Origin of the sequence: Enterococcus dispar ATCC 51266 (genome assembly GCF_000406945.1) — a bacterium.
In the GTDB taxonomy this organism is placed as follows: Bacteria; Bacillota; Bacilli; order Lactobacillales; family Enterococcaceae; genus Enterococcus_C; species Enterococcus_C dispar.
In genome coordinates this window covers 1,260,356-1,283,650 of the sequence record NZ_KE136354.1, presented here as the reverse complement: position 1 = coordinate 1,283,650, position 23,295 = coordinate 1,260,356, and the positions used below count along the sequence as shown (strand labels likewise).

General features: G+C 37.0%; 22 protein-coding genes. 19 read left to right on the top strand and 3 right to left on the bottom strand.

Annotation, left to right across the window (positions count from 1 at the left end; genetic code table 11):
* Positions 1-95: 95 nt before the first annotated feature.
* Complete coding sequence (gene ndk / locus RK01_RS06295) at positions 96-524, bottom strand: nucleoside-diphosphate kinase (protein ID WP_016172453.1); 429 nt, start codon at positions 522-524, stop codon at positions 96-98.
* A 154-nt stretch (positions 525-678) separates the two neighbouring features.
* Here ndk and RK01_RS06290 point away from each other — a divergent pair, with 154 nt between their 5' ends.
* From RK01_RS06290 to RK01_RS06280, 3 genes are all read left to right on the top strand, one after another.
* Positions 679-900 (top strand): YneF family protein, encoded by a 222-nt coding sequence (locus RK01_RS06290; protein ID WP_016172452.1) that lies wholly within the window; start codon positions 679-681, stop codon positions 898-900.
* 406 nt (positions 901-1,306) lie between these two features.
* A complete protein-coding gene (gene licT, locus RK01_RS06285) occupies positions 1,307-2,182 on the top strand; it encodes a BglG family transcription antiterminator LicT (protein WP_016172451.1) in 876 nt (291 codons plus the stop codon).
* Positions 2,183-2,196: 14 nt separating this feature from the next.
* Positions 2,197-4,101: a beta-glucoside-specific PTS transporter subunit IIABC gene (locus tag RK01_RS06280; RefSeq protein ID WP_016172450.1), complete on the top strand. Its 1,905-nt coding sequence runs from the start codon at positions 2,197-2,199 to the stop codon at positions 4,099-4,101.
* A gap of 62 nt (positions 4,102-4,163) precedes the next feature.
* Here RK01_RS06280 and RK01_RS06275 read toward each other — a convergent pair whose 3' ends face one another.
* Positions 4,164-5,078, bottom strand: coding sequence for a MurR/RpiR family transcriptional regulator (locus RK01_RS06275; protein ID WP_016172449.1), 915 nt, complete (start codon positions 5,076-5,078; stop codon positions 4,164-4,166).
* 179 nt (positions 5,079-5,257) lie between these two features.
* On the opposite strand from RK01_RS06275, the gene RK01_RS06270 reads away from it, so the two are divergent.
* The 9 genes from RK01_RS06270 to thrB all read left to right on the top strand — a co-directional run bounded on the left by RK01_RS06270 (position 5,258) and on the right by thrB (position 16,644).
* Entirely contained in the window at positions 5,258-6,646 is a 1,389-nt protein-coding gene (locus tag RK01_RS06270) for a 6-phospho-beta-glucosidase (RefSeq protein ID WP_016172448.1), read from the top strand.
* A gap of 144 nt (positions 6,647-6,790) precedes the next feature.
* Positions 6,791-8,224: a 6-phospho-beta-glucosidase gene (locus RK01_RS06265; protein WP_016172447.1), complete on the top strand. Its 1,434-nt coding sequence runs from the start codon at positions 6,791-6,793 to the stop codon at positions 8,222-8,224.
* A 56-nt stretch (positions 8,225-8,280) separates the two neighbouring features.
* Positions 8,281-9,741 (top strand): family 1 glycosylhydrolase, encoded by a 1,461-nt coding sequence (locus tag RK01_RS06260; protein WP_016172446.1) that lies wholly within the window; start codon positions 8,281-8,283, stop codon positions 9,739-9,741.
* A 263-nt stretch (positions 9,742-10,004) separates the two neighbouring features.
* Positions 10,005-10,940: a thioredoxin-disulfide reductase gene (trxB, locus tag RK01_RS06255; protein WP_016172445.1), complete on the top strand. Its 936-nt coding sequence runs from the start codon at positions 10,005-10,007 to the stop codon at positions 10,938-10,940.
* Positions 10,941-11,229: 289 nt separating this feature from the next.
* Complete coding sequence (locus RK01_RS06250) at positions 11,230-12,957, top strand: phospho-sugar mutase (protein ID WP_016172444.1); 1,728 nt, start codon at positions 11,230-11,232, stop codon at positions 12,955-12,957.
* 22 nt (positions 12,958-12,979) lie between these two features.
* Entirely contained in the window at positions 12,980-13,267 is a 288-nt protein-coding gene (locus RK01_RS06245) for an ArsR/SmtB family transcription factor (RefSeq protein WP_016172443.1), read from the top strand.
* Positions 13,268-13,445: 178 nt separating this feature from the next.
* Positions 13,446-14,723 (top strand): homoserine dehydrogenase, encoded by a 1,278-nt coding sequence (locus tag RK01_RS06240; RefSeq protein ID WP_016172442.1) that lies wholly within the window; start codon positions 13,446-13,448, stop codon positions 14,721-14,723.
* A 2-nt stretch (positions 14,724-14,725) separates the two neighbouring features.
* The gene (thrC, locus tag RK01_RS06235; protein WP_016172441.1) at positions 14,726-15,784 is read left to right on the top strand and encodes a threonine synthase; all 1,059 of its coding nucleotides are present in this window, start codon (positions 14,726-14,728) and stop codon (positions 15,782-15,784) included.
* Positions 15,781-16,644 (top strand): homoserine kinase, encoded by an 864-nt coding sequence (gene thrB, locus RK01_RS06230; RefSeq protein WP_016172440.1) that lies wholly within the window; start codon positions 15,781-15,783, stop codon positions 16,642-16,644. The genes thrC and thrB overlap by 4 nt, the downstream gene beginning before the upstream one ends.
* A gap of 228 nt (positions 16,645-16,872) precedes the next feature.
* Here the strand turns inward: thrB and RK01_RS06225 are convergent, their stop codons facing one another.
* The gene (locus RK01_RS06225; protein ID WP_016172439.1) at positions 16,873-17,721 is read right to left on the bottom strand and encodes a pyruvate, water dikinase regulatory protein; all 849 of its coding nucleotides are present in this window, start codon (positions 17,719-17,721) and stop codon (positions 16,873-16,875) included.
* A 150-nt stretch (positions 17,722-17,871) separates the two neighbouring features.
* On the opposite strand from RK01_RS06225, the gene RK01_RS06220 reads away from it, so the two are divergent.
* The 7 genes from RK01_RS06220 to RK01_RS06190 all read left to right on the top strand — a co-directional run bounded on the left by RK01_RS06220 (position 17,872) and on the right by RK01_RS06190 (position 23,292).
* Complete coding sequence (locus tag RK01_RS06220; protein ID WP_034864870.1) at positions 17,872-18,291, top strand: Fur family transcriptional regulator; 420 nt, start codon at positions 17,872-17,874, stop codon at positions 18,289-18,291.
* A 174-nt stretch (positions 18,292-18,465) separates the two neighbouring features.
* Complete coding sequence (gene rpsU / locus RK01_RS06215; RefSeq protein WP_002356740.1) at positions 18,466-18,642, top strand: 30S ribosomal protein S21; 177 nt, start codon at positions 18,466-18,468, stop codon at positions 18,640-18,642.
* A 26-nt stretch (positions 18,643-18,668) separates the two neighbouring features.
* Positions 18,669-19,115, top strand: a complete 447-nt coding sequence (locus RK01_RS06210; RefSeq protein ID WP_016172437.1) for a GatB/YqeY domain-containing protein — start codon at positions 18,669-18,671, stop codon at positions 19,113-19,115.
* 182 nt (positions 19,116-19,297) lie between these two features.
* On the top strand, positions 19,298-20,212 hold the full coding sequence (locus RK01_RS06205; protein WP_420864522.1) for a PhoH family protein: 915 nt from the start codon (positions 19,298-19,300) through the stop codon (positions 20,210-20,212).
* Positions 20,213-20,241: 29 nt separating this feature from the next.
* Complete coding sequence (locus RK01_RS06200) at positions 20,242-22,440, top strand: HD family phosphohydrolase (RefSeq protein ID WP_016172435.1); 2,199 nt, start codon at positions 20,242-20,244, stop codon at positions 22,438-22,440.
* Entirely contained in the window at positions 22,440-22,916 is a 477-nt protein-coding gene (ybeY, locus tag RK01_RS06195) for an rRNA maturation RNase YbeY (protein ID WP_016172434.1), read from the top strand. The genes RK01_RS06200 and ybeY overlap by 1 nt, the downstream gene beginning before the upstream one ends.
* Positions 22,900-23,292 (top strand): diacylglycerol kinase family protein, encoded by a 393-nt coding sequence (locus tag RK01_RS06190; RefSeq protein ID WP_195515623.1) that lies wholly within the window; start codon positions 22,900-22,902, stop codon positions 23,290-23,292. Before ybeY ends, RK01_RS06190 begins: the two co-directional genes overlap by 17 nt.
* The last annotated feature ends 3 nt before the right edge of the window (positions 23,293-23,295 follow it).

The window sequence follows — 23,295 nt, the reverse complement described above, 5'->3', positions numbered from 1 at the left end:
CGCATCCGTCCATTTTCCGCCTTTTGTTTTCGGCAATTCAAAGCAAAGGCTGTTTTATGGGCGGAGCTTTACTTTATTTAGTAGTTGGAAAAAAGTTACTGTTTGACATAGCTTAAGTTCTTATCACTAAAGAAACGTTTTATTTCAACGTCAGCTGCAGCTGGGCAATCTGAGGCATGAATAACATTTTGTGATTTGTTAGTAGCAAAATCACCACGAATTGTTCCTGGTGCTGCTTCTAAAGCGTTGGTTTGACCAATCATTTTTCGGACCATTTCAATAGCATTTTCACCTTTTAGAACTATAAAAACAACTGGTCCAGAAGTCATATAATCAATAATATCTTGAAAAAAAGGTTTGTCCGCTAGATGGGCGTAATGTGCTTTTGCTGTTTCCTCTGTGAGTGTGCCATAACGCATTTGGTCAATAGTCAACAGGCGTTCTTCAAAACGGCTGATAATCCGCCCGATTAAATGGCGTTTTACACCGTCTGGTTTAATAATGATTAAAGTTTTTTCTTCCAATAAACTCACCTCAAAAAAATTTATAAATTCAGGATAACATGTTTTTTGCAAAATGGAAACGCTTACTTTTCTTTGTTCTCGAAAAGCTCTTTTCATTTTTGTGCTTTTCTAGTAAAATGACACAGTGAGACTATAAGAGAAAGGAGAGATTTTCATGTCAACATCAATCGTAGTGCTTATTGCAATTGTTGCTGCTTTATTAGGAGCAGTTGGTGGCTTTTTCTTAGCCCGTAAATATATGAAAGACTATTTGGAAAAAAATCCTCCCGTTAACGAGGAAATGTTACGTTCAATGATGATGTCGATGGGTCAAAAACCTTCAGAGAAAAAAATTCGTCAAATGATGCAACAAATGAAAAATCAAGGGAAAAAATAATTCTTTTGACTTTGCGAGAAAAGCGGACTGAACAATCAGTCCGCTTTTTTTATTCTATAAAATAGCATTACGTTCATTTGAGAAGAATAGCAAAAAATTTCAAAAAAATATTGACAGCGCTTTCTTTTGTTTGCTACAATAACTATAAATTAAATAGACCAAACAAATGGATAGTGATTGTTTAACTACAAGCTAAACCTAATGAGACGTTGTGTTATTTTGTGCGCGCTCATTAGGTTTTTTGTTTGTCAAATTTTGAAGGGAGGAAATTCTATAAGATTAGAAAACAAAAAATATTATGTAAGCGTTGACAAATATAACGCATCTTAGTAACATCAAATTATAATCTAAATGAGTTTAAGGTTAATTTTAGATTAGGTAAAGCGTGACGTGGAGGCCGACACTGATGCAAATAAAAAAAATCTTAAATAACAATGTAATTATTACAGCAGATAAGTGGGATAACGAACTTGTCGTAATGGGAAAGGGGATTGCTTTTCAGAAAAAAATAGGGGATGAAGTAGTTCCAGGTCAAGTTGATAAGACTTATCGCTTGTCTAATTCAAATTTAAGCACAAAATTACAAGAATTATTAGAAGATGTACCAATTGGCTATTTAGAACTAGCAACGGAAATTATTGACTGCAGTAAGGAAAAATTAAATGCCTCGTTAAATGATTCTATTTATATTTCTTTAACTGATCATTTGCACACAGCAATTCAGCGCGTAAAAAATAAAATACGAGTCCCCAATTTATTGCTTTGGGATATTAAACGTTTTTTTATAGCAGAATACAGCATCGGCAAAGAGGCTGTTGCGATGATAAAGAAACGTTACAAAGTTGATTTAGGAGACGATGAGGCTGGATTTATCGCCTTACACTTGGTTAATGCACAAACAGAAATAGATAATGATAATGTTTATGAAATGACCGAATTGATGCAAGAAATTATTCGGATTGTCAGCTATTATTTTAAAGTTCAATTTGATGAAGAATCTGTTTATTATTATCGTTTCTCCACGCATTTGCGCTTTTTTGCTTCGCGAATTATGAATCATCGTCAAAACGAAGGTGAAACCGATGAAGAGTTGCTTTTGCTTATTCAAAAAAAATACCATAACGCGTACAGTTGTGTAGAAAAAATTAATCAATATGTTGTCCAAAAATATAACTATCATATGTCCAATGACGAAAAATTATATTTGACAATTCACATTGCCAGGTTGGTTCAAAAATTAGGTCAAGATGAAAGTGGCACGGCCACAGAAAATAAAAAATAATTGGAGGAATTATTGTGGGAAAATATCACGATTTAGCCGAGAAAATTGTGAGCAATGTCGGCGGCAAGGAAAATATTAACAGTCTGACACATTGTATTACACGTCTACGTTTTAAGTTAAAAGATGAAGGAAAAGCAAATGATGATGTTTTAAAAAACATGGATGGCGTAGTAACGGTTATGAAAAGCGGTGGTCAATATCAGGTGGTAATTGGCAATCATGTACCCGATGTTTATGCCGATGTTTTAGAAGTAGCCGGAATTTCTGGTGAATCAGAAGAAGCAAGTAGTGACGGCAATATTTTTAATCGATTAATTGATATTTTGAGTGGTTGCTTCCAACCTTTCTTAGGCGCATTAGCTGCAGCGGGTATGATAAAAGGTTTAAATGCCTTGCTGGTTTTCTTAGGAACATTAGGCTGGTTTACTTACACCGCTCAATCCGGCACTTACATGATGTTAAATGCAATCGGGGATTCAATTTTTTACTTTATGCCCGTAATCTTAGGCTATACTGCTTCTAAAAAATTCAATTTAAATCCCATGATCGGAATTACAATTGGTGCGGCGCTTGTCTATCCAACAATTCAAGGTTCTGCTTTACAAGCGTTAGTTGAAGAAGGTGCTAGTGCTCCTTACAGTATTTTTGGTTTACCTGCATACACAACTTTCCTAGGAATTCCTTGGGTAGGTGCAAACTATACCAGTAGTGTTGTTCCAGTAATCTTTATCATTGCTTTTGCTGCGCAAATTCAAAAGTTGATGAAACGGGTTATTCCATCAGTGGTTCAAACTTTCTTAGTCCCATTTTTCGTCTTATTGATCTCCTTGCCGGTCGGCTTTTTAGTCATCGGACCAATTATCAGTATGTTGACTGATTTATTAAGTGCTGGCTTCCAAGCTTTGATGACCTTCTCACCTGCTTTATATGGTGTAATCTTAGGTTTCTTCTGGCAAGTATTGGTAATTTTTGGCTTACATTGGTCTGTTGTACCATTAGCAATTATGCAAGTAACACAAGAAGGATTCTCACAAGTATTAACGGGATCATTTGCTGCTAGCTTTGCACAAACGGCGGTTGTTTTAGCAATGTTCTTTAAATTAAAAGACAAAAAACTAAAAGCACTTTGTCCACCAGCTATTATTTCTGGAATTTTCGGTGTGACTGAACCAGCAATTTACGGGATTACATTGCCTAAAAAAACACCTTTTATCTTCTCTATGATTGGTGGAGCAGTCGGCGGCCTAATGTTAATGTTAAATAATGTTACCGCTTACACAATGGGAGGCCTAGGAATTTTTGGTTTCTTTAACTTCATTACACCAGAAGGAAATGCATCAACAGTTATTCCATCGGTGTTAGCAGTTTTAGCCGCTTGTGTAGTCAGCTTTTCATTAACTTTCTTCTTCTGGAAAGATCAAACTGTAGCGGTTGAAGAAGGTCAAGCTACCATGGAAGTTAGAAAAGAGATTGTAACAGCGCCAATTAACGGTGCGATTATGCCATTAAGTGCTTCAAAAGATGAAGCTTTTGCTCAAGGAATTTTAGGTAAAGGGGTCTTAATTCAACCAGAAAGCGGCGAAGTTGTGGCACCCTTTGATGGAACAGTCATGACGTTATTCCCAACCAAACATGCTATTGGTTTAATTTCTGATAACGGCCTGGAGTTATTAATTCACATCGGTATTGACACTGTTCAATTAGATGGTAAATTCTTTACCCCTCATGTTAAACAAGGGGATAAAGTTAAACGAGGACAAAAATTAATGAGTTTTGATATTAAAGCCATTCAAGCTGCGGGATATAGTGTTGAAACACCCGTCATTGTGACAAATTCAGCAGACTATTTGGATATTTTAGAAAGTGATAAATCAAATGTTGCAAGTGGTAGTGATGAGTTAATTACAGCTTTAGCATAATGAGTAAGACGAGCTGGCAGAAAGTCAGCTCGCCTTTTTCGCTCAAAATTAGCTTCAATTTTTTAATTTGGGGTAAAGGAATCATGAATTTGGACAGGTGGTTGTTTTTTTTCAGCCATAATGGTGGAACTGATTTGCCGATGATCAATTTGTTGTCCAATTTTAATTAAATGGTCTAACTCTTGTTGATAGTTTTCAGCAAAAACAACACTATACAAGACATCTAGTAAATAGGTGATAGATAAGTTAGTTGTAAAATTACCAATTTTTGAATAAAGCCGTTCTCTAGTCGTCATTTGCAAGGTACAAGTTGCAAGCTGCATTAAAGAATTATCGCCAATACTTGTAATGGCAATAATAGGAACATGTTGTTGGCTTAAAATGTGTGCCGTTTGCAAGATCATCTTATTTTCTCCAGTATAAGAAATAAGGATGGCTGCATCGCTTGGAGTTAAATTATAGGCTTCATAGGCCGTTTCTCCTTGGATTTGGCTAGTAGTGACAATTTTACCGATACGATTCATTTTGACGGCAAAGTCTTGTGCAATTAATGTATTGGCATTATTCCCAAAAATTCTAGTGATACGGGCACTTAATAACAGTTCTTTCGCTTTTTTTAAAGCATCGTGTTGCAATAATGATAACGTGTCACTGATTGTGGTTTGTTCTAATTGTGCAAGTTTACTAGCTATGCGCAATAAGCCGTCCTTTGGGGCAAAAGGCAGATTTGCATCAACTGTTTGAAAGTGATGAGTGAGATAGTCCTGTTCTTTACTAAAAGCTGTTTTAAATTCTAACCACCCAGTAAAATCTAATTTTTTGGCAATGCGAATTAATGTAGAAGGATGAACAAAAGCAGCTTCTGCTACTTCCTTGATCGTTAAATTCAAGCTTTGAGGGCGATTTAAAATATAATTGATTACATTTTGTTCGGCATCAGAAAAATTTGTTTGACGAATCTTTTCTTGAATCAGCATATGCAACCTCTTTCGTATTTATTTACAATTATTATACCCTGTTTGTAAATATTATTTACAAAAAATAAAATGAATTTTCTTTAATTTGTAAACGCTTTATAATGCGTGTGTTATTCCATTGTTTTTCAACCACAACTCATTAATAATGAAACTATCAAGTCAACAAAGGAGCGGTCAGTATGAGAGAAGGCGTAAAAATTGTCACAATTGGTGGCGGCAGCAGTTATACTCCTGAATTAATGGAAGGATTTATTAAACGTTATGATGAATTGCCAATTGCTGAAATTTGGTTAGTCGATATTGAAGCGGGAAAAGAAAAATTAGCAATTGTGGGGGCGATGGCGCAACGAATGTGGGATGCTTCTCCTTATGATGTGAAAATTCATTTAACTTTAAATCGTGAAGAAGCGCTAAAAGACGCTGATTTTGTTACGACGCAATTTCGTGTCGGTTTATTGGATGCCCGTGTGAAAGATGAGCGAATTCCGGCTTATTATGGCATGTTAGGACAAGAAACAAACGGTGCTGGTGGAATGTTTAAAGCTTTTCGTACAGTACCTGTTATTTTAGAGATTGTTGAAGATATGAAACGCTTATGCCCGAATGCGTGGTTAGTCAATTTTGCTAATCCAAGTGGCATGGTAACAGAGGCAATCGTGCGCTATGGTAAGTGGGATAAAGTAATTGGTCTTTGTAATGTACCTGTAATGGCCACCATGTTGGAGCCAGGTTTGCTGGGTAAAAAAACAGATGAACTAATTTACAAATTTGCAGGCTTAAATCATTTTCATTGGCATAAAGTAGCAGACACTCAAGGCCGCGATGTCACCATGGAAATCATTGATCAAATGTACCAAGAAGATAATGGTTTGCCAAAAAACATTTATGATATTCCCTTTGAACGAGAATTATTAGAACAAATGAACATGATTCCATGTGCGTATCATCGCTATTATTATCAAGAAGAAGAGATGTTGGCCCATGCATTGGAAGAATATCGCACCATCGGTACACGCGCCCAACAGGTAAAACGGACCGAGCATGAATTGTTCGAGCTTTATAAAGATAAAAACTTAGACCATAAGCCCGAACAATTGGAACAACGCGGAGGCGCCTATTATTCAGATGCTGCGTGTGAGACGATTGCATCAATTTATGCCAATAAGGAAACACAAATTGTTGTTTCCACTAAAAATAATGGCGCGGTGCCGGATTTGCCGGCTGATTGTGTGGTAGAAGTAACCGCTTATGTAGGAGCCCAAGGAGCACGCAATGTTGCCTTTGGTACATTACCAACCGCAGAAAGAGGCTGGCTACAAGTGATGAAGGCGATGGAATTATTAACGATTGAAGCGGCGGTCACAGGAGACTATGGAACGGCATTACAAGCTTTTACCTTAAATCCATTAATCACTTCTGGAAAAACAGCCAAACGCGTTATGGATGAACTATTCATCGCCCATAAAGACTATTTACCAAACTTTAAAGAAACAATTGAACGTTTAGAAAAAGAAGGTATCGAAGTACAAGATGAAGTAGCGCATTCTTTGGATCTGGTTAAAGTATAAATCCTTCTTTGAATGAAATTATGGCGCATTAAAATGCCAATTTAGGGTAGATATAAAACGAGTAGTATTAAAAATAAAAAAGATTCGCTACTTTTCAGTAGAAATAACGATAAACGACAAAAAGATAAAAATGGAGGCTTTATGATGGGATTTAGAAAAGACTTTTTATGGGGCGGCGCAACAGCGGCCAATCAATGTGAAGGAGGGTATAACGAAGGTGATCGCGGTTTAGCCAATGTGGATGTTGTGCCGATTGGACCAGATCGTTTTCCGGTTATTACTGGTGAAAAGAAAATGTTTGATTTTGATGATGAACATTTTTATCCTGCTAAAGAAGCAATCGATATGTATCACCGTTGGCAAGAAGACATTGCCTTGTTTGCCGAAATGGGCTTTAAAACGTATCGTTTATCCATTGCTTGGAGCCGAATTTTTCCTAAAGGGGATGAAAAAGAACCCAACGAAGAGGGGCTAAAATTCTATGAAGATATTTTTAAAGAATGTAAAAAATACGGCATTGAACCATTAGTAACCATTACGCATTTTGATTGCCCAATGCATTTAATTGAAAAATACGGGGCATGGCGAAGTCGTGAATTAATTGGTTTTTATGAAAACTTATGTCGCGTTATCTTTAATCGCTATAAAGGGTTAGTAAAATACTGGCTAACCTTTAATGAAATTAATATGATTTTACATGCGCCATTTATGGGGGCGGGGCTTTATTTTGAAGCAGAAGATAATAAAGAGCAAGTAAAATATCAAGCGGCGCATCACGAATTAGTGGCTTCAGCAGTTGCAACTAAAATTGCCCATGAAGTGGATCCAAAAAATCAAGTTGGCTGTATGTTAGCAGCAGGAGCCTATTATCCTTATTCTTGTAAGCCAGAAGATGTTTGGGCATCACGAAACAATGATCGCGAAAATTATTTCTTTATTGATGTTCAATCTCGTGGCGAATATCCGGCTTATGCATTAAAAGAACTGGAACGCAATGGGATTGAATTGAAAATGGAAGATGGCGATTTAGAATTACTAAAAGAAAATACAGTGGACTTCATTTCGTTTTCTTACTATTCATCCCGCGTTTCAACTACTGATCCGGAATTATTGGAACAAACAGCCGGCAATATTTTTGCCTCGGTTAAAAATCCATACTTAAAAGCAAGTGAATGGGGCTGGCAAATCGATCCGTTAGGTTTACGGATTACGTTAAATGATATTTATGACCGCTATCAAAAACCATTATTTATTGTGGAAAATGGTCTAGGGGCGGTGGATACACCGGATTCTGATGGCTATGTTGTGGATGATTATCGGATTGAATATTTAGCAGCCCACATTGCCGCAATGAAAGATGCAGTAGAATTAGATGGCGTTGATTTATTAGGTTATACCACTTGGGGTTGTATTGATTTGGTATCAGCAGGAACAGGGGAAATGAAGAAACGTTATGGCTTTATTTATGTCGATCGCGATAACGAAGGGAACGGGACTTTAAAGCGAACGAAGAAAAAATCTTTTGATTGGTACAAACAAGTTATTGCCACGAACGGTGAAGATTTAAGCGCAGAATAAAGGAGAAGCCAGCTCAAATAGGGCTGGCTTTTAAAAAAAGTTGCAGGAGGAAAAAGATGACATTTCGTAAAGACTTTTTGTGGGGCGGTGCCACAGCAGCCAACCAATATGAAGGTGGCTATTTATCAGGAGGCAAAGGGTTAGCTACCCTAGATGCCATTACAGGTGGAAGTAAAGACCAACCGCGAATGATTACCTTTAAAACAAAAGATGGAAAAATAAAAGAAGTAACTCGTGAAGAAGGTTTACCAGAAGGTGCAATTGGTTATATTGACCCTGATAAATATTATCCTAGTCATGTGGCAACCGATTTTTATCGTCATTACCAAGAAGATATCGCATTATTTGCTGAAATGGGCTTTAAGTGTTTTCGGATGTCTATTTCTTGGGCTCGAATTTGTCCGAAAGGCACAGAGGAAATCAATGAAGAAGGCTTAGCTTTTTATGATGCTGTTTTTGATGAACTGTTAAAACATGGCATTGAACCAGTTGTGACAATTAACCATTTTGATATTCCCATGTATCTTGCTGATGAATTAGATGGTTGGAACAATCGGCGGACCGTAGATTATTTTATTTTCTTTTGCGAAACAATTTTCAAACGTTACAAAGATAAAGTGAAATATTGGATGACCTTTAATGAAATTAATTTTTTACGAAGTTGGACACAAATTGGTATTCATCAAAATGATAACCAGCATCGTTATCAAGCGATTCATCATCTGTTTGTCGCAAGTGCAAAGGCGGTAATCTTAGGACATGAAATTAATCCCGCTTTTCAAATTGGCATGATGGTAGCTTATATCCCAAGTTATCCTATGACGAGTAATCCAGAAGATGTCATGGCGGCATTAGAATTTAACCGCGGACAAGAATTTTTCATTGATGTCCAAGTGAAAGGTACTTATCCGGCGCATAAGCAAAAATGGTTTGAACGAGAAAAGATTGTGATTAAAAAAGAGGCCGAAGATGATGAGATTATCAAAAAAGGAACAGTGGACTATATTGGGTTTAGCTACTATATGTCAACAGCCTCTTCTGCTAATCCAGAAAATGTAAAATATGTAGGTGGAAATCAGCAGCCGGCGGTGAAAAATCCTTATTTGGAAGAATCGGAATGGGGCTGGGCCGTTGACCCATTAGGGCTACGCATTTCATTGTGTAAACTATATGATCGTTATCAAGTGCCGTTATTTATTGTTGAAAATGGGTTTGGTGCAGTCGATGTTGTAAAAGCAGACGGCAATATTGAGGATGATTATCGGATTGATTATTTTAAAAAGCACATCGCAGCAATGAAAGATGCAGTTGAATTGGATGGTGTAGATTTAATGGGTTACACACCGTGGGGATGCATTGACTTGGTTTCTGCTGGAACGGGTGAAATGAAAAAACGATATGGCTTTATCTATGTCGATTTAGATGATCACGGTAATGGTACACTGAAACGTTCCCGCAAAAAATCCTTTACTTGGTATAAAGAAGTTATTGCCACGAATGGTGAAAAGTTAGATTAAGTAAAAGCCCTGAATTTAAATTCAGGGCTTTTTACTTGCGAGGATTTTGAGGTATTTAACTTTCCTTAAAATGATACGTTGCGTGCATTTTAAAGTGATAAAATGATATTAGACACCAAAATTTAACTGCTAGGGATTTCAATTATAAGAAAAAAGTAATATAGTTTTAAAGGATATAAAGTATTACAGGCAGATTATTAGACAGCTAAAACTATTTCAACTAGAGTTAGCTTACTAATAGAAAGTAAGTGGAGGGAAAGTAAATGTATGATGTAATCGTAATTGGCGCAGGACCAGCGGGAATGACCGCTGCGTTATATGCATCTCGTTCTAATTTGTCAGTTTTGATGATTGAAAGAGGTGCGCCTGGTGGACAAATGAATAATACCGCCGAAATTGAAAATTATCCTGGTTTTGAATCAATTATGGGCCCAGAGCTTTCTATGAAAATGTATCAAAATGTTGAGAAATTCGGGACTAAAAATGAATATGGTATTGTTCAAGATGTAGTCGATCATGGAAGTTATAAAGAAGTGATTACTGAAGAAAATCGCTATCAAGGAAAAAGTGTCATTATTGCTACCGGTTGTGTTCACCGTAAATTAGGCGCTCCGGGAGAAGAAGAATATGCTGGTCGCGGCGTTTCTTATTGTGCAGTTTGTGATGGCGCATTTTTCCGTAATAAAAAACTCATTGTAGTTGGCGGCGGCGACTCTGCGGTAGAAGAAGCAATTTATTTGACTCAGTTTGCCAGTGAAGTGACTATTGTGCATCGTCGGGATGAATTACGTGCGCAAAAAATTATTCAAGATCGTGCTTTCGCTAATGAAAAAATCAATTTTATCTGGGACTCTGTTGTAGAAGAAATTAAAGGCAATGACATGGTTGTAACAGGTGTTAATATCCGCAATCTTAAAACGGATGAAGTGCGTGAAGAAACTGCCGATGGTGTTTTCATCTACGTCGGGTTAGAACCATTATCTGCCCCCTTTACAAAGCTGCAAATTTTAGATGAAGCCGGTTGGTTATTAACAGATAGTAATATGAAGACACCAATTCCAGGTATTTTTGCTGTTGGTGATGGTCGTGCCAAAGATCTGCGTCAAATTACAACGGCTGTTGGTGAAGGCGGTATTGCGGGACAACAAGTTTTCCAATATTTGGAAAACTTAAAAGATAGCCAAATCGAAAATCAATAAAATACACCTTAATAGTTTTACCTCATAAAACATATCCGAATAAGTTGTTGGTAGAAATTGCCCGCGATTTATTCGGATTTCATTTTATCTAAAGGTTGGATAAGTGAGCTGTTTTTTGGATTAACTTTTTTTAATTTTTCAAAAATAACGATGAATTTTTTTGAATTTTTGTTTTGTTTGAATGAAGTAGAAACTTTTTAAAAACAATGTTAAGAAAGATTGTTGGCGTTATCAAAGGGAAATGATATACTTAAAAAGTAATTAGAAAAACTGAAAGAGGTGTTATTTCATGTCTTGGGAACAAGTCTATGAACAATGGTTAAACGATGAAAATTTAGAAGGAAACTTGAAAAAACAATTAGCTGATCTAAAAGCAGATCCTGAAAAACTAGAAGACGCGTTTTACGCACCTCTGGAATTTGGTACTGCCGGTATGCGAGGAATTTTAGGACCAGGTATTAACCGGATGAATATTTACACTATCCGTCAAGCAACAGAAGGTTTGGCGCGTTTTATGGATGAACAAGATGAGCAAACAAGACGTCGCGGGGTAGCGATTGCTTATGATTCTCGTCATATGTCTCCTGAATTTGCAATGGAAGCAGCAAAAACACTAGCGAAACACGATATTCCATCTTTTGTCTTTGAAAGTTTACGTCCAACACCGGAATTATCTTTTGCTGTCCGTTACTTAAATGCTTTTACGGGTATTATGATTACAGCCTCTCATAATCCAGCAGCTTACAACGGATATAAAGTATATGGAGAAGATGGTGGTCAAATGCCACCAGCTGATGCAGATGCTCTAACGACATTTGTACGCTCAATTGCTAATCCACTAGAAATTCAAGTTTTATCAGATGAAGAAGTTAAACATAGCGGATTAATCAATATCGTAGGAGAAGAGATTGATACGGCTTACTTAAAAGAAATTAAAACTGTCACTATTAATCAAGAATTGATTGATGAAATGGGGAAAGATTTAAAATTAGTTTATACACCGTTGCATGGTACAGGGAAGATGTTAGGCGAAAAAGCATTAAAACAAGCTGGCTTTGAGAAATTTGTTTTAGTACCTGAACAAGCAATTGCTGACCCTGATTTTTCAACTGTCAAATCCCCTAATCCAGAAGAACATTCAGCATTTGAATATGCAATTGCGCTAGGAAAAAAAGAAGACGCAGACTTATTGATTGCCACTGATCCTGATGCAGACCGTTTAGGCGCGGCAGTACGTTTGCCTAATGGTGAATATCAAGTATTGACAGGTAACCAAATTGGCGCGATTTTTACTGAGTATATTTTAGCAGCTCATCACCAAGCAGGAACGCTCCCTGATAATGCGGCTGTGTTAAAATCTATTGTCTCTAGTGAATTACCGACAGCGATTGCGACAAAATATGATGTAGCGATGTTAAATGTTTTAACCGGCTTTAAATTTATTGCTGAAAAAATTAAACAATTTGAAACAGATCACAGTCAAACGTTTATGTTTGGTTTTGAAGAAAGCTATGGTTATTTGGTAAAACCATTTGTGCGGGATAAAGACGCTATTCAAGCATTAGTCTTGTTAGCAGAAGTTGCGGCTTATTACAAAAAACAAGGTAAAACATTATATGATGGTTTACAAGCTATTTTTGAAACCTATGGCTATTATGCTGAAGAAACAATTTCGGTAACATTAAGTGGGTTAGAAGGCCCCGCTAAAATCAAAGCGATTATGGATAAATTCCGTAATGAAGCACCTAGCGAGATTGGTGGCGTTAAAGTTGTTCAAACCGAAGACTTTAAAGCGCGTACCATCGTGGGCTTGGATGGGAATGAAACCAAAATGACAACGCCTGCTTCTGACGTTTTGAAATATGTTTTAGAAGATGAAAGTTGGGTTGCTGTGCGACCATCTGGCACGGAACCAAAAATCAAGTTTTATATTGGTGTTAAAGGCGAGAGTCAGGCAGATGCAGCTGAAAAAGTTGCTGCACTAAAAACAGCTATTAATGAAATAACAGCTGATTAGGAAAAGCAAAAGAGGTGTCAGAATGGATCAAGAAACAGAAATTATGCAAGTTAGTCGGCTTTTTAAGGTTTTAGCAGATAAAACACGACTTAAAATTTTGCTGGCGTTAAAAACAGGTGAATTAAATGTTACGACCATTGGTGAAGTTGTAGAAATGGAACAGTCGGCTGTTTCTCATCAGTTAAAGCTTTTGCGAGATAGCCGTGTGGTAAAGTCACGACGGATGGGTAAAACTGTGTTATATAGTTTAGATGATCATCACGTATTGGATATTTTAGAGCAAACCTTTGAACATATTCATCATCACTAATATTGATGAAAGACTTTTGTGCGTAATTCATTATGTTTCTTGTCTTTACTGAAAAAACTAGAGCTTTCATTTGCGAAAGTTCTAGTTTTTTTTAATCATTTTTGGTATGCTTAAAGAAATTTCTTTGAAAACAACGAATGTATTCTAATCATTTATCAAACAACTTTTAGGAGGTAGTATGGAAAAACGATTGAAAATTGGTCTACTAGGTTTAGGTGTAGTGGGTACTGGCGTAATAAAAGTGGTAGCCCAAAACAGCGCGAAAATTTTATCAACTACCGGTATTAAACTAGAAGTTGCCAAAGTTTTGGTACGGGTAGGTGAAGATAAAAAAACGATAGCCGATGAATACGGTTTTACTTTAGTTCATGATATCAACGATATTACATCTGATCCTGAAATTGATATTGTAGTGGAAGTGATGGGTAAAATAGAACCCGCCAAATCTTTTATTCTAAATGCATTTAATAATAAAAAACACGTCGTTTCTGCCAATAAAGATTTGATTGCCCAATATGGCAATGAGTTAGTTTCAACAGCACAACAAAATGACTGTTACTTTTATTATGAAGCTAGCGTCGCTGGTGGTATTCCTATTTTGCGAACAATGGTTAACAGCTTTTTAGCAGATGAAATTACGGAAGTCTTTGGTATTGTAAATGGTACGACCAATTATATGCTAACGCAAATGTTGGAAAATCATCTTTCTTATGAAACTTCCTTAAAACAAGCCCAAGAGTTAGGATTTGCAGAATCTGATCCAACCAATGATGTTGATGGAATTGATGCGGCCTATAAAGCTGTCATTTTAACGCGTTTTGCCTTTAAACAAGACTTAAAAATGCAGGATTTTTCTATCAAGGGAATTCGCGGGATAGATTTAGCAGATTTAGAACTCGCACAACAACTCGGGTATGAAGTGAAACTAATTGCTCAAACTAAAAATTCTAACAATGGGGTCTACGCCGACGTTGCACCTAAATTAGTTCCTAAATTCCATCCGTTAGCGAGTATTCGCAATGAATTAAATGGTGTATTTATCAAAAGTTTAGGCATTGGTGAAAGTATGTTTTATGGCCCCGGTGCCGGATCTATTCCAACAGCCACCAGTGTTGTGAATGACTTAACCGTTATTGCACAACGTATTGCGGAAAAACGTCAAGTGACGCCCTTTACAAATTATCAAGAGCAGATAAAATTACAAAAAGCTAATGCTGTGTCAGGCCGTTTTTATCTTGCGCTTAAAGCGGAAAACGAAGAACAGGTTACAAAAATTGCAACGATTTTAGCTGAAACGGATTTAGCTGTTGAATTAGTGGAACAAAATCAAACGGAGACTTTCCGACTGGTTTATTTGACACAAAAGATAACTTTAGAAAAACGAGACAAAGTGATAAAAGCATTCCGTAAAGCTGAGGTAGAAGTAACACAAATGATGGAAATATTGGAGGGATAAAGATGTACGAAGGTTTATTAAAAACTTTTAAAGAGTATTTACCAGTGACAGAAGATACACCAATGATTTCACTCGCAGAGGGCAATACTCCGTTAATTCCGCTACACAATTTGTCAAAAGAATTAGGGATTAATTTGTATGGGAAATATGAAGGTTTAAATCCGACGGGGTCGTTTAAGGATCGTGGAATGGTTATGGCCGTAGCAAAAGCTGTCGAAGATGGAGCCAAAGCAATTATTTGTGCTTCAACTGGTAATACGAGTGCTGCAGCAGCAGCGTACGCAACCCGTGCCGGTATTAAAGCCTATGTTGTTATTCCAGATGGTAAAATCGCTATGGGAAAATTGGCTCAAGCTATTATCTATGGTGCCGACATTATTTCCATTCCGGGCAATTTTGATGAAGCTTTAAAAGCAGTACGAAAAATTGCTGAGACAGAAGCAGTGGCTTTAGTCAATTCGGTTAATCCTTATCGATTAGAGGGGCAAAAAACGGCTGCTTTTGAAGTCTGTCAGCAATTGGAAAAAGCACCGGATGTACTTGCGATTCCCGTTGGTAACGCTGGTAATATTTCTGCTTACTGGAAAGGCTTTAAAGAGTGGCACGAAGTAAAAGGAACAACTTTACCACGGATGCATGGCTTTGAAGCACAGGGAGCGGCGGCAATTGTCAAAGGTGAAGTGATAGAACAGCCTGAAACAATTGCAACGGCTATTCGCATAGGTAATCCTGCCAGCTGGAAATTAGCCGAGGCTGCTCGTGATGAGTCTAACGGCTATATTGATTCTGTTACAGATGCAGAAATTTTGAATGCTTATAAAAAAGTAGCCGGACAAGATGGCGTCTTTGTCGAACCTGGCTCAGCAGCTTCGTTAGCTGGAGTTATTCAGCATGTAAAAAGCGGAAAAATTAAACCAGGTGAAACGGTTGTTTGTGTCTTTACTGGTAATGGGCTAAAAGATCCAGACACGGCAATTAATGAAACTGCTGTTACAATTCATAAAATGAGTGATTTAGAAGACATGCGCAATCACTTGCGTCAGGGAGTTGCAAAACTATGAGAATCCGTGTACCGGCTACCAGTGCGAATTTAGGACCCGGTTTTGATTCTTGTGGTGTAGCTGTCAGCTGCTATTTATTTGTAGAAGTGGCGGAAGCCGCTGATACATGGCACGTTGATCATAGCTATGGTGACCAAGTTCCCACTGATGAAAATAATTTAATTATTCAAACAGCATTAAAGACAGCCCCCAATCTTTTACCACATCGGATTAAAGTTGCGTCTGATATCCCGCTCACACGTGGATTAGGTAGTAGTTCTTCTGCGATTGTAGCAGGGATTGAATTAGCTAATCGTTTGGGAGATTTACATTTGACTGAAAGTGATAAAGTAGAATTAGCTAGTCAAATGGAAGGCCACCCTGATAATGTGGCTCCGGCAATTTGTGGAGATTTGGTTATTGCGAGCGGTAATGGAAAAAAAGTAAACTATGTTAAACATTATTTTCCTGACTGTGAACTGATTGCCTTTATTCCAAATACGGAGCTTAAAACAAGTGAGAGCCGAGGAGTACTGCCGGAAAAATTAACATTTCCAGCTGCAGTGGCTGCTAGCAGCGTGGCCAACGTGATGGTAGCCGCGTTAATAAAAGGCGATCTTTCCATGGCAGGAAAAATGATGGAACAAGATCAATTTCACGAAATTTATCGCAGCTCCTTTGTTCCCCATCTAGCCCAAGTACGGCAAATTAGTCACGAAAATAGTGGTTATGGATGCTATTTAAGTGGCGCAGGACCAACAGTTATTATTTTAGCGCCAAAAAGTGTTAGTGGTAAAATTACTACACAACTAAAAGCGCTTGATGACAAGGCAACCATTGAGGTTTTCCAAGTGGATCGAGAAGGTGTTCAAGTTTTTTAAAAGACGTTAAAAACTTTTAAAAGATTTTATTGAGACTGCACGGATGTGTGTCAATTTTTTACTGTTGAAGAACGAAAGATTTTGAAAACTAAATGTATAAATTCGTTTCTTAAAACACAAGAGTGAAATAAAGAGAAAGACCCCAATAAAAATTGTAGGTTATAGCCTAATTTACACCGGCGTATCAGTGACACTAATTAGTGCCTACAATTTTGTTGGGGTCTTTTTTTATTCAGCTTCCATTGTGTAGTAACTGTGATCTTCTAAATCCAGTGCATTCATAATCATAGATGCTGTTTCTTCAATAGACAATGAGGCTACGTTAATGACAACACAACCTAATTTTTCATATAAATCATTGGCAAACTCTAACTCCGCGCGAATTTTATCAATATCGGAATAGGCTGTATCCGGGTTTAGGCCATATGCAATCATGCGCTCTTTGCGAATCCCATTTAAAACATTGGGATCGTTTGTTAAGCCTACAATTTTTTTCTTATCCACTTCCCAGAGCTGTTTGGGAATATGGGCTTGCGGAACTAGGGGTAAGTTGGCCACTTTCAAATTTTTATTAGCTAAAAATAGACTTAGCGGTGTTTTCGAGGTTCTAGAAACACCTAGCAATACCACATCAGCTTCTAAAAAGCCCCGAGGATCTTTACCATCGTCATACTTTACCGCAAATTCCATTGCTTCAATGCGTTTAAAATAGTTTTTATTTAAGTGATGCAGTGCACCAGGTTCTCTGGTTGGTGGGACATCAGTTCTTTTTTCAATTTCTAAGACAGGCGCTGTTAAAACATCAAAGCCAAACAAATTGCTTTCATGACAAAAGTCACGAATTAATTGCACTAACTCTTCGTTAATCATGGTGTATAAAATCAGCGCGTTAAGTTTTTTTGCTTCTTTTAAAGCTTTTAATAAAGTCGCTTTTTCACTCATAAAAGTCTTGCGAAACAAATTAAATTCTACAGTTGGATACTGGGCCATAGTGGCTTGTGCTAACTTTGTCGCCGTCTCGCCAGCAGAATCAGAAATGACAAAAATTGTTAAGATTTCTTCAGCAGCTTTACTCATTTTTTCCCCTCACTTGTAATTTGTTGTAATTTATTATACCATAACTCCGTAAAGCTAATACGTAATCATTATGATTTATATCGTGAATCAAATTGTTACTGTAGTATTGTAGCTGAATTTGTTAGGAGGTTCTTTCTTTTGACAAAAGAAATGACAAAAATCGACCAGGCAATGGTGACTTTAAAGGAACATGGGTTTAAAAAGACCAATAAAAGAGAAATGCTATTGACGTTTTTAGCCAAAAAAAATCGGTATGTTGCTGCTAAAGAAGTCCAAGAATATATGGAAACAGAATTTGGTAGCATTAGTTTTGATACAGTTTATCGCAATCTCCATGATTTTTCAGAAATTGGTTTATTGGAAGAAACGGATTTGAATGGTGAAATGAAGTTCCGTTTTCACTGTTGCCAAGATAAAAATCATCATCATCATCATTTTATCTGTACTGTCTGTGGCAAAACTCAAGAATTAGATCTTTGTCCGATGGATTTTTTTAAAGGGCAACTTCCCGGTTGTACTATTGAAGGCCATCGGTTTGAGATATTAGGGCGTTGTGCAGACTGTCAGTAGTTATTTTTTTACTTTTTTTACGTATGTTTAAGAGAAAAAGATTTTTTTATTTGCCCCATACTCTTGACACTATTTTATTACTTAGCTATAATTTTTGAAGGACAGTGTTGTTTTTTGAAAATGTTTCGATTAACAAAAACGGTTACTTTTTAGGCTCGGAGGGAGGGAATTTACATGTCAAAAACAGTGGTTCGTAAAAATGAATCTCTTGACGACGCTCTTCGTCGCTTCAAACGTTCCGTTTCAAAAGCTGGGACTCTTCAAGAATCTCGTAAACGGGAATTTTATGAAAAACCAAGTGTGAAACGTAAGAAAAAATCTGAAGCAGCTAGAAAACGTAAGAAATTCTAGTTTGTAGCATGATTGGAGCTGGTAGTGTGTCACTACTAAGTACTTTGAACGATGATATGAAGACAGCGATGAAAGCTAAGGATAAAGAGTCTTTGCAGGTGATTCGCATGTTGAAGGCATCGTTGCAAAACGAACAAATCAAAAAAGGTGCAGAATTAACTGACGATGAAGAATTGACCGTATTATCACGGGAAATGAAGCAACGACGTGATTCTTTAACTGAATTTGAAAAAGCAGGACGTGACGATTTGGCAACGCAAGTAAAAGCGGAAATCAAAGTCGTTGAAAAGTATTTACCAGCACAACTTTCTGATGAAGAAATTCGGCAGATTGTAACCAAAGCAATTAGCAAAACCGGTGCTACTTCACCAAGTGAGTTTGGTAAAGTAATGGGTGCTGTTATGCCTTTAGTAAAAGGAAAAGCTGATGGTAACAAGGTAAATGCTATCGTCAAAGAGTTACTAAATAAATAGTTATTTAATCGCAGACTTTTGTCTGCGATTTTTTTTCTTTTAAGTTTTGAATGTGGTATGATAAAACAGAAAACTCACCTATTCAAACTGAGATAAAAAGGGAAATGACAAGGAGATGTAACTTTTTGACAGAAGACAAAAAAGTTTTGCAATTAAAACTTAGCGCCGAAGATGATATCAGTATGTTGTTAGGGGCGCATGATAAACATTTAAAATTAATTGAAGAAAATATCCACGTAGTTATTAGTAGTCGTGGTGAAACGATTATGATAGAAGGCCAAGCTGAAGCTGTTGCCTTAGCGCAACAAGTTATCGGTGCATTACAAGAATTAATTAAGCGCGGTGTACATATTAGTACCCCTGATGTTGCGCAAGCACTAAAAGCAATTCCACTTCAAGGGACCAATGCCTTTTTGGCTTTATACGAAGAAGAAATTGTTAAAGATCGCAATGGCAAAGCTATCCGTGTTAAAAATCGAGGGCAAAAACGCTACCTGGAAGCTGTCAAAAAACACGATGTTGTTTTTGGTATTGGACCTGCAGGAACAGGTAAAACTTTTTTAGCGGTCGTTTTAGCAATTGCGGCTTTAAAAAAAGGACAAGTCCAAAAAATTATTTTGACACGGCCTGCCGTAGAGGCGGGTGAAAATTTAGGCTTTTTACCAGGAGATTTAAAAGAAAAGGTTGACCCATACTTACGTCCAGTTTATGATGCACTGTACCAGATCTTTGGGGTGGAGCATACAAACCGTCTGATGGATCGCGGCATTATTGAAATTGCACCATTAGCCTATATGCGTGGTCGCACTTTAGATGATGCTTTTGTCATTTTGGATGAAGCACAAAATACAACCATTATGCAGATGAAAATGTTTCTTACTCGCTTGGGTTATAATTCAAAAATGATTGTCAACGGGGATACCAGTCAAATCGACTTGCCAAAAGGAGTTGTTAGCGGCTTAGTTCATGCTGAAAGAACGCTAAGTACCATCCCGCAAATTGCCTTTGTCAATTTTGAAGCCAGTGATGTGGTTCGTCACCCTGTTGTCGCTAAAATCATTGAAGCTTATGACAAAGCCAGTCTGAAAAAAGACTAAGGCTGTTGTAATAATTAGGGGGAAATAATTTGATTATTGAGCCGTTAAGAAAAATACGAGAACATCTGGGACGCTTTTATGTTCCGTTGATTTTAATAGTGTTTTTTGTTAGCATTTTCGGCCTTTTGTTTACAAGTGTGAAACAAAAGAGCGTGGATTATCACGAAGGACAAGTAGCCAGTGAAAGTATCCGGGCTAATAAAACGGTTGAAAACAAAGCAGCAACCGACCAAAAACGGCAATTAGCCGCTGAAGCAGTTGTACCAGAATATACGTATCAAGAAGATATTGCTGAGACCCAGCATAGTCGGGTGGATACTATTTTTAATTTGATTACGCAAGTAAAGCAAGAAGTTGACGAAGATCACGAGAAGCGTCAAAAAGAAGCAAAAGATAAAGAAATACCTGCAGTTACCATCGATGATTACATTGCAGCATTAAAAAAGTCTTTTGAAAAAGTTAATGACGAGGATGTTCAGTTTTATCAAAAAATTCCTACTTCATTTTACGAAGCTGCATTTACTTTAAATAGTGCTGCCTTAAATACCGTTAAAGAAAACAGCTTAAACATTTTGGCTGAACAAATGAAAAATCAAGTACGAGAGTCAAACCTGAATACTTTTAAAGAGAGTGCCGAAAATCAAGTGAATAGTTTAGCGGTTGCAACTGTGGCCAAAGATGCTATGAGCGATTTATTAAAGACGGCCATTGTGGTAAACGATTTTCCTAATGATAAAAAGACAGAAGAATTAAAAGAGCAGGCACGAGCTAGTGTGGCCCCGGTTATGATTTTTCAAGGAGAAGTTATTGTCCGAGAAGGTTCGCAAATTGATGCGAGTGCCATTGAAAAATTGAAGCTTTTAGGATTAACCAGTCAAAATACTTCTTTTTTTCCAATTGGTGCGATGATTTCAGGGATTTTGGTGCAAATTTTAGTGCTACTTTATTTTGCCCGACAATACCAAGATAAAAATAAACGCCAAGAATTTTTAACGTTTTATACACTGGCTATGATCGGCAGTGTCACATTGATGAAATTTTTCCAAGTTTTCCAAACGGAATTGTTACCATACATTCCGTTGTTTTTCCCAGCAGCATTTGTACCACTGGTTTTAAATATTTTTGTGAACCGCAGAGCAGGGATTATTGCAGCCATGTTCCAAGTTGTGTCAGCAGTTTTTTGTTATTATGATGCACTGGGAACCAATTCACTTACGATTATTTTAATTACGTATATGTTTTCAGGTTTAATGGGGACAATTGTTAGAAGAGAACGAATCTCAAAACAAGGTTTTACCGCCGTTATTTGGATTATCGTTTTTCCGTTCTTGCTCAATTTGGTCTTGGTCGTTTTTCAAGGGTTAAACGTTTCTGATAGTCGTACGTGGACAACTATTATTTGTGGTTTAGCAGGAACAGTATTGTCCTTTTTATTAACGATGGGACTCCATCAATACATCGAACTGTTAATTACAGACAACAGTGTGATTGTACTAAACGAGTTGAGTAACCCTAATCATCCCTTACTAAAAAAATTACTGGAAGAAGCACCAGGAACTTATCATCATAGCATGATGGTAGCAAATTTATCTGCCAATGCTGTCGCTTTAATTGAAGGGCATTCCCTTTTGACACGCGTCGCTTGTTATTACCATGACATTGGCAAATTAAAACATGCTAATTTCTTTGTGGAAAATCTACCAGCAGGAGCTGAGAATCCTCATAACTTCTTATTGCCAGAAGACAGCAAGCAGATTATTTTTGGTCATGTAACGGATGGCGCAAAGGTGTTAGAAGAGTATAAAATGCCGAAGCTCGTAATCGATATTTGTTACCAACATCATGGTACTACCTTAATGAAATACTTTTATGCTAAAGCCAAAGAGCGCAATCCTGAGGTAACTGAAGCAGAATTTCGCTATCCTGGGCCCAAACCACAAACCAAAGAAGCTGGGGTAGTAAATATTGCAGATAGCTGTGAAGCGGCAGTGCGGGCTATGGATCATCCCACTAATGAAAAAATTCGGCAATTTGTTCATAATTTAATCGTGGATCGTATTTTAGATGGGCAATTAGATGAAAGTGGTTTGACATTAAAAGAAATTCGAATTATTGAAGACTCATTAGTGAATGGACTATGCAGTACGTTTCATTCCCGGATTAAATACCCTAAAATGAAGTCTGAAGCCGAAAAAATGAAAGAAGAACAAGAAAGAAGCGATAAATAATGGATATTACATTTATGGATGAAACCAATTCCTTAGCACCAGAAAAAATGCAAGAAGTGGATGATTTATTACAATTTGCTGCAGATTATTTAAAACTTCCGAAAACTACCGAAATGTCGGTAACTTTTATGGACAATGATGCTATTCAAGTTATTAATCGAGATTATCGGGGAAAAGATCGTCCCACTGATGTGATTAGCTTTGCGCTTGAAGAAGAAGGTGAAGGAGAAATCCCAGTTATTTTTGAAGATGGTGAAAATCCTTTACCTAGAGAACTTGGAGATTTAATGATCTCCCTTGATAAAACAAAAGAACAGGCGGCAGAATATGGCCACAGTTTTGAACGCGAACTAGGCTTTTTAGCACTTCATGGTTTTTTGCATATTAATGGCTATGATCATATGACACCAGAAGATGAAAAAGAGATGTTCGGATTACAAAAGGAAATTTTGGATGCCTATGGACTCAAAAGATAAGAATACACACAAAAACAAATATTTCATTACTTCGGTGGAATTTGCTTTTACCGGTATTCAAACAGTTTTTAAAGAAGAACGGAATATGCGCAAACATGTCTTTTTGGGCATATTAGCGATTATAGCTGGCTTTATTTTTCGTTTAAGTCGTTTTGAATGGCTGTGGTTATTACTAGCGGTATTTTTAGTTTGGCTAGTGGAGATTATCAATACTGTTTTTGAAAATGTGGTAGATATGTTTACCGATTTTCACTTTCATCCAATTGGAAAAAAAATTAAAGATATGGCAGCAGGTGCGGTTTTATTAACCTCTGTATTTGCAGTAATTATCGGTATTATTTTGTTTTTACCAAAAATTTGGCAACTATTGTTTTAAAAG

What these genes read in the sequence shown, in the direction of transcription:
- RK01_RS06275 (WP_016172449.1), bottom strand. Translation starts at nt 5,078, where the DNA reads ATGCTGATTCAAGAAAAGATTCGTCAAACAAATTTTTCTGATGCCGAA.
- licT (WP_016172451.1), top strand. Translation starts at nt 1,307, where the DNA reads ATGCAAATAAAAAAAATCTTAAATAACAATGTAATTATTACAGCAGAT.
- RK01_RS06225 (WP_016172439.1), bottom strand. Translation starts at nt 17,721, where the DNA reads ATGAGTAAAGCTGCTGAAGAAATCTTAACAATTTTTGTCATTTCTGAT.
- RK01_RS06190 (WP_195515623.1), top strand. Translation starts at nt 22,900, where the DNA reads ATGGACTCAAAAGATAAGAATACACACAAAAACAAATATTTCATTACT.
- RK01_RS06260 (WP_016172446.1), top strand. Translation starts at nt 8,281, where the DNA reads ATGACATTTCGTAAAGACTTTTTGTGGGGCGGTGCCACAGCAGCCAAC.
- RK01_RS06250 (WP_016172444.1), top strand. Translation starts at nt 11,230, where the DNA reads ATGTCTTGGGAACAAGTCTATGAACAATGGTTAAACGATGAAAATTTA.
- RK01_RS06205 (WP_420864522.1), top strand. Translation starts at nt 19,298, where the DNA reads ATGTTGTTAGGGGCGCATGATAAACATTTAAAATTAATTGAAGAAAAT.
- RK01_RS06245 (WP_016172443.1), top strand. Translation starts at nt 12,980, where the DNA reads ATGGATCAAGAAACAGAAATTATGCAAGTTAGTCGGCTTTTTAAGGTT.
- RK01_RS06290 (WP_016172452.1), top strand. Translation starts at nt 679, where the DNA reads ATGTCAACATCAATCGTAGTGCTTATTGCAATTGTTGCTGCTTTATTA.
- rpsU (WP_002356740.1), top strand. Translation starts at nt 18,466, where the DNA reads ATGTCAAAAACAGTGGTTCGTAAAAATGAATCTCTTGACGACGCTCTT.
- thrC (WP_016172441.1), top strand. Translation starts at nt 14,726, where the DNA reads ATGTACGAAGGTTTATTAAAAACTTTTAAAGAGTATTTACCAGTGACA.
- RK01_RS06270 (WP_016172448.1), top strand. Translation starts at nt 5,258, where the DNA reads ATGAGAGAAGGCGTAAAAATTGTCACAATTGGTGGCGGCAGCAGTTAT.
- RK01_RS06220 (WP_034864870.1), top strand. Translation starts at nt 17,872, where the DNA reads ATGACAAAAATCGACCAGGCAATGGTGACTTTAAAGGAACATGGGTTT.
- thrB (WP_016172440.1), top strand. Translation starts at nt 15,781, where the DNA reads ATGAGAATCCGTGTACCGGCTACCAGTGCGAATTTAGGACCCGGTTTT.
- RK01_RS06265 (WP_016172447.1), top strand. Translation starts at nt 6,791, where the DNA reads ATGGGATTTAGAAAAGACTTTTTATGGGGCGGCGCAACAGCGGCCAAT.
- ybeY (WP_016172434.1), top strand. Translation starts at nt 22,440, where the DNA reads ATGGATATTACATTTATGGATGAAACCAATTCCTTAGCACCAGAAAAA.
- trxB (WP_016172445.1), top strand. Translation starts at nt 10,005, where the DNA reads ATGTATGATGTAATCGTAATTGGCGCAGGACCAGCGGGAATGACCGCT.
- RK01_RS06240 (WP_016172442.1), top strand. Translation starts at nt 13,446, where the DNA reads ATGGAAAAACGATTGAAAATTGGTCTACTAGGTTTAGGTGTAGTGGGT.